Below are 12,337 nucleotides of genomic sequence, written 5' to 3' on the forward strand. Positions count from 1 at the left end.
AGCAGAAAACCAGGGGATTTCTTTTGAAATTCTAACAAAAATATTAATAGGGCTATCTTGTAATATCAATACTTTCCCTTAGGTTTGCTGTCAATCCAAAATCAGTTATTTTATAACCATTTATAATTTTATTATTAGCAGTATAATTAATTTCAGATGAATTTTAAGAAATGGAACAACCTTGTGGGTTGGGCAGTGTGCCTGATAGCCTGTGCAACCTATATATTGACCACGGAATTAGGCGGTAGTTTCTGGGACTGCGGTGAATTTGTAAGCAGTTGCTATAAACTGCAGATTCCCCATCCACCAGGCGCCCCGTTATTTGTATTGATCGGACGTTTCTTTATTGTGCTGTTTGGGGATCATCCCGAAAATGCAGCCAAAGCGGTAAACGTTATGAGTGCGCTGGCCAGTGGTTTTGCCATCTTATTTTTGTTTTGGACCATTACCCACTTTGCCCGCAGAATTGTACAAGGTACCAGAAAATTGGCAGATCTGACCCAAAATGAGGTCATTATGATTATGCTGGCTGGTGCTGTAGGAGCACTTGGCTATACTTTTTCTGATTCTTACTGGTATAGTGCAGTTGAAGGTGAAGTATATGCTTTATCTGCTTTTTTCACCGCACTGGTGTTCTGGGCAATGCTCAAATGGGAGCACAAAGCCGATGAACCCGGATCTGACAAGTGGATTATCTTTATCTTCTTTATGATGGGGCTCGCCGTAGGGGTGCACCTGCTGAATTTACTCACCATTCCAGCGGTGGTCATGATCTTTTATTTCAGGAAAAGACATCAGTTCAATTATAAGTTAATCAGAAAATATTTTATCCGGATTATTCTGATCGGAGGCGGCCTGGGCTTTATCGCAGCGCTCATCAGTGCCAGTGCGGTGGCCAGCAGCGCCGGCGTTTCCATGGATGCGACCGTAGCGATGCTTATACTATTTGGGGCCATTATATGTGCATTACTTGTCCCTGGTATTGAAAAAATCAATCAGGATAAGAAAGAATTATATGGTGGTGCCTTTATGTTTTTTGTGATCAGTATTATTATTCTGGGATTTGTCCAGATAGGTGTTATCCAGACCTCCATTAAACTGGCAGGTCACATGGATATCTTTTTTGTTAATTCATTGAACCTGCCTATTTTCTCCGGTTTTATCACCTTTTTTGTGATCGTGGCAGTTGTGCTGTTTTTCGCCTTAAGGATTGCTAAAAAAAGAAACTGGCAGTTTGTTAAACTGGCTGTCTGGTCTATTGTGTTTTTGCTCATTGGCTTTAGCTCCTATCTGACCACTATGATCAGAAGTACCGCCAATCCTTCCATTGATATGTATAATGTGGATAATCCGATGAGTCTGGAAGGCTATTTAGGGCGTGACCAGTATGGAGACTTCCCCTTGTTATACGGCCAGAAATTCACGGCGCAGCCCATTGCACCTTATTATGGAGCGCAGCAGTATCAAAAGGGTGTAGATGAAAATGGTAAAATTAAATACATTCCTACCGGCAAAAAATTCTCCTTTATCTATAGCCCGGATGATGAGATGGTCTTTCCGCGCGTCTGGAATACCAGCAAAGACAGAAGACAAACAGATTATTATGCGAACTTCCTGGGTATTGGCAAGGATCAACAGGGTCATTACGAACGTGCCCCGAATTTTATAGACAACATTAAATTCTTTTTGGGCTATCAGGTATATTATATGTACCTCAGGTATTTCCTTTGGAACTATAGCGGTCGTCAGAATGATCTGCAGGGAAACAATATCTCCGATGTCAGAGACGGCAACTGGATTACGGGTATTCCTTTTATAGATAATTTTATGTACGGGGATCAATCCCTGATGCCTGAGACGCTCAAAATCAATAAGGCGCATAATGTACTGTTTGCCCTCCCACTGATTTTGGGACTGATTGGTATGTTCTACCAGTTTAAGCGCAAGGGAGACGATGGACTCATTACATTCCTGCTGTTTTTTATGACTGGTTTTGCGATCGTGATGTACCTGAATCAGGCGGGGAATGAACCCAGAGAGCGAGACTATGCCTATGCGGGATCCACCTATGCTTTTGCGATATGGATTGGTATTGGCGTTTTTAAAGTCCGAGACTGGTTCCAGAAGATTTCTAATCAAAAAGTGGCCACTACACTGGCAGGCCTTGTCTGTCTGCTGGCGGTGCCAGCACTGATGGCCGCCCAGGAATGGGATGATCATGACCGCAGCAATAAAGCGCTGGCGCCAGATCTGGCTAAGGATTATCTGGAAAGTTGTGCACCGAATGCCATCTTGTTTACTTTTGGTGATAATGATACCTATCCGCTTTGGTTTGCACAGGAGGTAGAAGGCGTCAGACCGGATATCCGTGTAGTCAATACCAGTTTACTGGGTATTGACTGGTATATCAACGACTTGCGCGTCAAAGTCAACCAGAGCGATTCTGTGGATGTCATCCTGACTAAAAAGCAAATTGAGGGTGATAACCGCAACCAGGTGGTCTTTGTACCCAAGAATTTTCCGCAGGACCGGTATTATGATCTGTATGACATGATGAAAAACTATGTGGGCAGTGAGGATCGTACGAAACAGGTGCAGATGAATGATGGTAATTTCTACAGCACCTTCCCGGTGAAAAATGTATTCTTACCAGTCAATAAAGCCGAAGTAGAGAAAAACGGTACCGTAAATCCGACAGATAGCGTTCTTAGTGCATTGCAGTTCACCATTCCGAAAGACAATTTGTTTAAAAATGATCTGGCAATTTTAAATATCATTGCCTCCAATAAATGGAAACGACCGATTTATTTTACCATGAATCAGGGGATCGGTTTGGGCTTTGATAATTACCTACGTAAAGACGGGTTGAGCTACCGACTGGTGCCAGTAGCACCGGTGAATACAAGTACGGATTCTACCTACAACCGTTTTAGCGCCAAATACGGTTCAATTATGGGGCTGCTCAAAGAAAACGTCAATGCAGACTGGATGTATGAAAAACTCATGAAAAAGTTTGTCTTTGGCAATGCAGATCTGCCAGGTGTGTATTTTGATGAAGAAAACAGACGTCATTTGATTACGATCAGAGAAGCATTTGCAGATGCCGCTATTGCTATGGTGAAAACCGGCAAGCATGCAGAGGCTAAAAAACTGCTGGAAAGGGCCGATAAAATGATGCTGGAACAAAACTTCCCTTATGGTATGCCATCCAGAATGGGTATGCATAACCAGACCAGTCTGAAGTTCCTAATGGCCGCTTATATGGCAGGGGATGATGCACTGGCTAAAAAAGTAGATAAATCGCTTAGAACCGATATCCAGCAGGAAGTGACTTATTTTAACTCCCTGCCACAAGATAAGGTCGGCAATTACTATTGGGAAGCCACCAGTTATCCGCAGTATCTCATCATGATGGATGAACTCGCTAAAGACGCCCATCCTGCTTCCCCATTAAATAACCTGGAGAAAGCAGATTCTTTAAGAACAATGGACAGCGGTGGTGCTGGTGCTGGTGCCGGAGTGAGTACTGGTAGCGATACAGGTTCAGTTCAGGGGAAATAAAAATTGTAAAGATGTTAAGATAAGTTTTAGCGGGTAAAAACTGGCTGAAGCAAAATAAAATAGCCGCATCGAGTAAAAAAAACTGCTCTGTGCGGCTATTTTTTGCCCATGATAAATAAGGGTAAAAACGTAAGGGCAAATAAAGCGAATATTAAACAATAATAAAATAAAGAATTGTAATGGGCTACAGGTTAGGAGGGCTTTCCAGCACGTAAACACTGAAGCTGGCCGGAGGAAGTACCCAGGTTTGATTTGTCTGTAAAACCGCACCCGATTCCGGTATCATCCTTTGATCCAGATGGGCAAATGTGCCCGCTAACTGATCTTGTTGTAGCCCTCCCGCTAAATCAAATAACTGACTATGATCTAAGGAAAAGTTAAGTAGAACAAGTGCTTTACCTCCCGGTTTGTTTTTTTCTTCCTCATTGTCTACCTGTAAATAATAAGCTAGCACAGTAGAGCGCGTCTGGTCGTCTGCCACTTTCGTGGACAGCCATTGCACCCTGGCTGAAAGACCAAAGGCAGGTTGTTTGTGAAGGTCTGTGAGTGTCTTATAAAAAGTCGCCAATTGAGGCTTATGAGGCGGCCGGGGCCAATCTAACTGATCCTTATCAAAGAATTTAAGCCTTTTGGTATTAGGGATTTCCTGGCCGCTATAGATCAGTGGCACAGCTGGATATAAAAAGCTGAAGGCTGCCAAAACAGGGGCAAGGTTACCGTATTTTTCAAATTCCGTTCCATTCCAGCTATTCTCATCATGATTACTGGTGAAATATAATTTTTCTGCGCCCACCGGCAAGCTATTATAATGCTGTAATGTAGCTTGAAACTCAGCAATAGTAGCAGGCAGCGACTCCTGGTGAAGCAGCTTTTCACTTGCGTGCATCCAGCGCCAGGCGTAGGTAGCGTCAAATACACTACTGTAACTGTCCTGGTCACATTCACCCAGAAAAAATAATTGTTTTAACTTTTCACAGGCCGTTCTGGCCTTTTGCCAAAAGGATAGGGGAACCAGATGTGCCATATCACAACGGAAACCGTCAATATCAAACATCCCGATCCAATATTTCATGGCATGAATCATGGCAGACTGCATATCTGCATTCTGATAATTAAGGTCAATGACATCTTCCCATCCGTGGGTCTCAGTAAAATTGCCCTCAGCATCCCTAAGGTACCAGTCGGGATGCTTGGTCCAGATATGATCCCAGCCGGTATGGTTGGCTACCCAGTCAATGATTACCTTAAAACCTTGCTGATGCGCCTGGTGTACTAGTTCTTTAAAATCAGCTGCCGTACCAAATTCGGGGTTGATTTCCATATAATTACTACAGCTGTAATAACTGCCAACGCTTCCTTTTCTACCCTGAACACTAATCGGAGTGAGCGGCATAAACCAGAGTATATCCACCCCCATTTTGCGCAGTCTGGGGAGGTGTTGCTCAAAGGCTTTAATTGTGCCTTCCGGGGTATATTGTCTGATATTGACTTCATAAATACTGGCACCACTGAGCCAGTCTACACATTTAAATCGGGTACTCATATATCGTATTTGACGCTTAGGGTTTCATGTAACCCACGGTGAAATTTCCTTTGCAAAAAAAAGCCAAGTAATAACCCTGGGTTATAATGCCTGCAAATTTTTAGGTTGTTGCAAATCAGAAGTTATGTCTATTCATCCTCGTTAAAATCCATCATACTTCCGATCAAATCATTGAAATGAATCTGTCCTTCGACTATTTTTTTGCTGATCAGCGAATAGGCAGACAGGCCGTGCAATACAAATTCCATCATCAGGGTATGCTCATTTTGGGACAGATCCGGGTAGTGATCGCGTACAATTTTAGAGAGGCCTGTTACCTGTTCCAACAATTTCTGACGGTCTTTGTCCTTCATATCAACCAGGATATCTACATTGCCCCCCTGATCAAACCAGCTGATAATTTGGCGGTAAGGGTTTAGTTCTCTGCCTTCCATGGAAGTCTTTCCGGTCGGTGTTCTTTTGGCAGGAACGGGAAAATATAGCACAAACTGGCTGCGGATGGCTTTTTCCAATAAGTGGAGTGCTACCTGAAAAGGACCTTCCTGTTCACCTTCATAGACTAATTCTATTTTTCCAGTAATAGCTGGGATAATGCCCATTAAATCACTGAGCCAGACAGAGGTGTGTTTTTCCTTGTTCACAAGGAGCCTTCTTTCGGCCGCACTGACCAGATTCTCCAGTGCAGCAATGGTCAGCCTTGCGCTGACTCCACTTTTGCTGTCCACATATTCACTTTTTCTGGCCTCAAAAGCAATTTGTTCGACGATTTTTTTAACCAGTTCCGGCGTGTCAATCCGCTCTTTTTGGTCATCCAAAATAAGTGCTTCCTGTTCCGTAATCAGAAGTGCGGTGTTTAGATCCTTAGGGTAGTGTGTAAGTATTTGACTTTCAATACGGTCTTTTAGTGGGGTTACAATGCTGCCCCTGCTGGTATAATCCTCAGGGTTAGCGGTAAATACAAATAAAATATCCAGATTCAGTCGCAGTTTAAAACCCCGGATCTGAATATCTCCTTCTTGTAATATATTAAATAAGGCCACCTGAATTCTTGCCTGAAGATCTGGTAATTCATTGATTACAAAGATACTACGATTACATCTTGGGATAATACCATAATGGATGACCTCTTCGTCGGAAAAACTAAGGCGCAGGTTGGCTGCTTTAATAGGGTCAATATCGCCAATCAGATCAGCCACACTTACATCAGGGGTAGCCAGCTTTTCACCGAAGCGTTCAGATTTGTGTAACCAGCTGATAGGCGTATTATCTCCATGCCGCTCAATTTGTTGGTTTCCATATTTACTGACAGGAGCCAAAGGATCATCATTGATCTCACTGCCTTCTATAATAGGTATATACTCATCTAGTAAATCCACCATTTGTCTGGCGATCCTGGTTTTTGCCTGACCACGTAATCCTAACAGTAATATATTATGCCGACTTAAAATAGCGGTTTCTATGTCTTTTAATACGGTATCATCATATCCTAAGATTCCTTCAAATCTGGGAGCGCCTGACTGTAAACGACTAATAAGGTTTTTTCTAATTTCTTCTTTTATTGTAATTGACTGATAACCAGCTTTTTTTAGCTGCCCCAGTGTTTTAATTCGTGAAATATCCATGTTACTAACGTGCTTTTCGTTGATTGCATCATTGCAGGTATAAAATCACATCTAAGTTAGCTGATTTTAAGCAACCAACTGCTAAAATCCACCCAATTGTGGTGCTATATTATAGGTAACCAATCTAAGAAATAATAGTAAAAGCATAGTCATAGAAAATCAAAGCCGGCTAACCAAATGTTGGCTTAGCTGTTTAAAGATTAAGGGGGGCAATTTGTATGCATGTAAGTGTTTGATTATTAGTTTGTTATTTTATTGAAAGGTAATAAAATGCCTTGTTTTTATAATGGTTACTTCGATTAGAAGAGGTATGCTATATATATAGGTCCCATAAACACGGTCAGGATTGAATGAAAATTGTTCGTGAAAGCTGGTAAAATTCAATATGAAGTTGACCCAGGAGGACTTTGTGGAATTTCAGTGGAGAAAACCATATTTGGGAGATAGCTTGCTGTATCGATTTAAAAAAATAGCTGGGGTTTACAGGCAACAATTAAAATTTTCTATACCAAAAGCAGAAGTCATAAGCCAATTGAACTGGGCTTAAAAGGAAATAATGAAAGAAAGCAAGCAAGCAAGCACGTATTTGCTTAAATAAATTGCTTTAAAAATGAACAAATATGTCCCTGACAGTGTGCCGAATTTTGGAACCATCCTAAAAAATAATTAGAAAATACACAGCTTTATGGCCTAAAATCAGCACAAATCTTCGAACAGCAAAATAAATAATTACTAATAAAGTGTGTCATTTATATTTTGTTAACACATTAATTTAGTTAATCTCAGTATAGAATTTAAGTAGGGGGCTAATCAGAAAAACCTGTAATTGGAGGATGCCAGGGCAAAAAGTGAGATTACTAAGGAAAATCAAGTCGCTACAAAAGTAGAAAATGAACCCAAAAATTGCATGATACTTCCTTTAAAAATGACCCGATGATCAAATAATCTCGGGGCCAGCAAAATGAAAAAATGTGACTTGGATGACAAAATGTCTGCTCCAACCAGAGAGTTGCAATGAATCTGGGGCAATAAAATAACCAAAAAACTAAATAAACATTACCCCAGGGGAGGGCTAAACAAAGGCTCAAAAATCAAAAATCCACTTACTGGATCCTAAAAAGGTAAAAAAATCAATTGCCAGAAAACCTGAAAATGGCCGGTGATTTTTGGGAAAAATCAAAAAAAATCGAAGCAAACACCAGGATGGCAAAAAACAAAATAGCGGCAAAAACCATTAAAAACCTTCAAAAAATCCTTTTTGAACGGCCAGAAAAACTGCGTCCGCCAAATATCAATTGATGCAAAATTTCCTCCTGCGGACAGAAAAATTGCTCGCAGGAGGAAATTTTAATATTGGATAAAATCCGGGAAAATGGTCAAAATTAGAATTTAATGGCTTGTTTGGTAGAAACGTCAAAAGGGACAGCCACGAAAATTCCAGACCTGCCAACCTTGGTTTTGCCTTTTACCTGCAACAAAATTTCCCTTTTCAAAAAAGCATCCGATATATTATTAAAAATTATACTACGATTAAAATGTAGGCTAGTACTAAAGAAAAAGGTAGTATCTGCTGGAATAACCATAAATGTATCTAAATTATAATGTGTTAACAACTGATTGTTGGCATAGACGTCTGCGTCTATTTTTTTGAGTTGGATGGGATATTTATTCGGATTGAAGAAACTGAAGGTACCAAAAACCGTGGCGGTATCCCCGGAGAGATCCATCAGTTTTATGTTTTTTATGCCCCGAAATTCGATTCCGGCTGGCTTTTTACACCCCCATAAAAGAAGGCAAAAGAGTAGGATAGAGGCTGTCTTTTTCATTTTGAGTATACTTATGTTGCAAAATACAAAATAAGCCCGTAATCGAACATATATCAATTTTTTTGTTGTATCTTTGATGACTATAGAAATTAGCATTTTATAAAGTGAATGGGTATTAGTCATTATCTAATTTAATTAGTTAAACAAAAATATTATAATTAACTGAATAATAGGTAATTATAATAATAAATTAAATAAAAATAATAAAATAAAATGCCTCATTTTTCGTTAAAATTTAAACATAAAAACTCCTTATAGAAATGGACTATGAAAACACTGAAATACATGAATATATTATTGATTGTCAATTTTTACCATGTATTAACTGGTTTAAAATTTCAATTGATCAAAAATATATAAATTTTGATATATATGAAAGATGGAAAAAAATGAGTTTTGGCAACCGTTGTACCCTACTCGGGGGTGGTGGGCTGATTCAGCTCTCTGTGCCCGTCGAAAAAGGTCGAGATCAGAAAGCATTATTTAGGGATATCAAAATTTCTTATTTGGAAAATTGGCAGCTTAAATTTTGGAGAACCATTGTTTCTTGCTATAACAGGGCACCGTTTTTTGAGTTTTATAAGGATGAATTGCAAGAGACCTTAATGAAAAAGCATACCTTTCTAATGGATCTTAATATGGAATTGATATCACTTTGTTTTAAATATCTTTATGATAGTAAAGTGATTAGAGTAATTGATGGAAATAAAATGACTAAGATTGATTCTTTGGAGCATTATTTATTACCTAAGAACAGCCAGGCACTACCGAGTCCGATTACCTATCACCAAATGTTTAGTGATCGTCATGGTTTTCAACCTAACTTGAGTATACTGGATTTACTATTTATGGAAGGACCTGAAGCAAAATTTTTATTAAGTAAATAATATAAATAATTAATAAACAGAATAATATAAAATATTATATATTCTCTGCATTTCTCTTTTCATAAATTTTTTTATCAAATTTAACTATAATAAGTAATGTTACTGTTATTGATGTAGTTAGTATATTATTTAAACTGTGTATTTTAATATATAACTAAAATTAATAATATTAAAATTCATTTTTAAAATCTTGCTTTCATATAGTAAAATAATATAAATTATGAAAAATATAATATACCTGATTTTATTTTGCACTGTTTTGCTCAATATTTAATAATTTGTAAAAACTGTTATTAGATTTCAGTTTTGCTTAAATCCTGAGTTGCTTCAAAAGAATTGCCTTATTTTTAGCCAACTATTTTTTCATTAAATTTTTCATGCAATGCATCGTAGAAAATTTTTACAACAAACTGCTATGGCTGGGGCCGGAGTGATGGTGGCAAAATCCGGATTTTCCAGGTTAACTAAATTTGACGATTTTCCGGTAGTAAGAATTCCTGCCGGCCAACGTAAATTTAGAAGTGATGCCGTAGAGGCATTAATTACTGAAGTGAACCAAAAAATAGGCAATAAAGAAATTGCCTGGTTGTTTAATAATTGTTTCCCTAATACCCTGGACACGACGGTGGATTATTCTTTGATAGGTGGCAAACCAGATACATTTGTTATTACGGGGATATTGATGCGATGTGGTTACGTGACAGTACGGCACAAGTCACGCCTTATTTGCCACTATGCAAAAAAGATAAAAAATTGCAGCAGATGATTGAAGGGGTCATCCGCCGACAAAATAAATGTATTATTATTGATCCATATGCGAACGCCTTTTATAAAGACGACTCAAAAGTGAGTGAATGGAAAAAGACGGACCATACGGATATGAAACCAGGTGTCCATGAAAGGAAATGGGAAATTGACAGTCTTTGTTATCCGATTCGCCTGGCCTATAATTTCTGGAAGGATACTGGTGATACGGCTCCATTTGATGAGCATTGGAAAGAAGCCATGACCCTGGTCGTTAAAACATTCAAGGAACAACAACGAGTGGATGGCAGAGGGCCCTATAGTTTTACCAGGGAAACCTCTTTTGCGACAGATAGTGTTCCCCTCGGAGGATTTGGATACCCGGGTAAACCTAATGGGCTCATTTGTTCAATGTTCAGACCCAGTGACGATGCTACTATATTCCCTTACCTGATCCCAAGTAATTACTTTGCGGTTAAATCCCTGGGGCAGTTGGCAGAAATGTGGGAGAAAATAGGCAAAGATGCCGATAAAGCTAAAGAGGCCAGAGATTTGGCCAAAGAGGTTTATGTAGCCTTGCAGCAGGTGACGGTCATGCATCCTAAATACGGCAAGATATTTCCTTTTGAAGTAAATGGGTATGGCAGTATTAATCTGATGGATGATGCCAATGTCCCCTCTTTATTAGGCTTACCTTATTTAGAAGCCGTTTTCCCCAATAATGCTACCTATCTGAACACCCGTCGCTTTATTTTGTCCGAAGACAATCCATTTTTCTTTAAGGGAACAGTGGCGGAAGGAGTAGGAAGCCCGCATACGGGGCTTAATATGATCTGGCATATCGGCATTTCTATGCGGGGACTTACATCCACCGATACGAAGGAGATGGCAGAGTGTCTGGAGATGCTTCGTTCCACACATGCAGGCACCGGCTTTATGCATGAATCTTTCGATCCCAGTGCACCCATTAAGTTTACCAGGAAATGGTTTGCCTGGTCAAATACGCTTTTTGGAGAATATATCTGGAAAATATACAGAGAGCATCCAGATCTGTTAAAAGCTCCGGCACCGGCCGTTGCGGCAACACCTCCCAGCAAACAAAAGAGTCGCTGGAAGATTTTCTAAGATTTAGTTGATTTTAATTTTATTCAAATGCATATTCTAAGGGCGCCTCATGAAGTAGGTGCCCTTTTAAATAAATAGTCAGGATGTTGGATTTTAGATTAAAGGTTTTCCACACGGTGGCGCATCTTTTAAATTTTACCAAGGCGGCAGAGGAGCTTTCCATTAGCCAGCCGGCAGTAACCAAAAATATAAAGGAAATGGAGGCCCAATTAGGTATCCGGCTCTTTGATAGAAAAGCCGGCAAGGTGGTGCTGACTGCTGCCGGTAAAACAGTGCAAGGTACCGCCGATAAAGTGATGGAACTTTATGGACAGCTGGAATTTGATATTAATGTATTGAAAAATCAGTTTGGTGGGGTACTTAAACTGGGAGCCAGTACAACGGTCGGACAATATGTGCTCCCGGAAATCCTGGCTCGTTACCATAGGGCTTTTCCTGAGGTTAAATTGAGTATGCAAAATGCCAATACAGAAATAATTGAACAGGCCATCCTAACCGGGGAAATCAGCTTAGGGGTCGTAGAAGGAAAAAAGCATCACCCCTTGCTTAGTTACCTGCCCTTTATTCAGGATGAGATTATAGCCATTGCCCATAAGGATAGAAAATACGGAAATCAAAGTCATTTGTCATTGCAGCAGTTGGAGGAAATCCCAGTCGTTTGCCGTGAAAAGGGCTCAGGTAGTCTGGAGGTATTAGAAGCTGCTCTGGCAGAAAAAAATCTGAGCCTAAGCGATCTTAAAGTAGAGATGATGCTGGGCAGTACGGAAGCCATTAAATCCTTTCTGGAAAATTATGACTGTATCGGATTTGTGTCTATTGCGGCAGTGGCCGAATCTGTCAGCCGGGGAGAATTTAAGATTATTGAAATCCCGGAAATGGAAATTTTACGTTCCTTTTATTTTGTCCATCCGGTTGGCATTGCCGATGGACTAAGCGCTTCTTTTATGCATTTTGCCAGGCATACCTATAACCAAAGGTTATAGCATATCAATATTTGCCATAACAGAAAACCGACCTGTAGCCGCATCT

General features: G+C 39.8%; 6 protein-coding genes and 1 pseudogene. 4 read left to right on the forward strand and 3 right to left on the reverse strand.

The features are described 5' to 3' along the window. The first annotated feature begins 156 nt into the window (after positions 1–156). Positions 157–3,561: a glycosyltransferase family 117 protein gene (locus tag FSB73_RS25005; RefSeq protein WP_225973993.1), complete on the forward strand. Its 3,405-nt coding sequence runs from the start codon at positions 157–159 to the stop codon at positions 3,559–3,561. 184 nt (positions 3,562–3,745) lie between these two features. Here the strand turns inward: FSB73_RS25005 and FSB73_RS13265 are convergent, their stop codons facing one another. From FSB73_RS13265 to FSB73_RS13275, 3 genes are all read right to left on the reverse strand, one after another. After that, positions 3,746–5,104 carry an alpha-amylase family glycosyl hydrolase gene (locus FSB73_RS13265; protein WP_146783014.1) on the reverse strand — a complete coding sequence of 453 codons (1,359 nt, stop codon included), beginning with the start codon at positions 5,102–5,104 and terminating at the stop codon, positions 3,746–3,748. A gap of 128 nt (positions 5,105–5,232) precedes the next feature. Next, the gene (locus FSB73_RS13270) at positions 5,233–6,726 is read right to left on the reverse strand and encodes a magnesium chelatase (RefSeq protein WP_146783017.1); all 1,494 of its coding nucleotides are present in this window, start codon (positions 6,724–6,726) and stop codon (positions 5,233–5,235) included. A gap of 1,382 nt (positions 6,727–8,108) precedes the next feature. Beyond that, on the reverse strand, positions 8,109–8,552 hold the full coding sequence (locus FSB73_RS13275; RefSeq protein WP_158639543.1) for an NDR1/HIN1-like protein: 444 nt from the start codon (positions 8,550–8,552) through the stop codon (positions 8,109–8,111). Positions 8,553–8,812: 260 nt separating this feature from the next. On the opposite strand from FSB73_RS13275, the gene FSB73_RS13280 reads away from it, so the two are divergent. From FSB73_RS13280 to FSB73_RS13290, 3 genes and pseudogenes are all read left to right on the forward strand, one after another. Then, complete coding sequence (locus tag FSB73_RS13280; RefSeq protein WP_146783023.1) at positions 8,813–9,439, forward strand: WbqC family protein; 627 nt, start codon at positions 8,813–8,815, stop codon at positions 9,437–9,439. Positions 9,440–9,872: 433 nt separating this feature from the next. Next, positions 9,873–11,308, forward strand: a pseudogene (locus FSB73_RS13285) (glycoside hydrolase family 125 protein). 83 nt (positions 11,309–11,391) lie between these two features. After that, positions 11,392–12,291, forward strand: a complete 900-nt coding sequence (locus tag FSB73_RS13290; RefSeq protein ID WP_146783026.1) for a LysR family transcriptional regulator — start codon at positions 11,392–11,394, stop codon at positions 12,289–12,291. Positions 12,292–12,337: the final 46 nt, after the last annotated feature.

The sequence above is a fragment of the Arachidicoccus ginsenosidivorans genome (assembly GCF_007971385.1).
Lineage (GTDB): Bacteria > Bacteroidota > Bacteroidia > Chitinophagales > Chitinophagaceae > Arachidicoccus > Arachidicoccus ginsenosidivorans.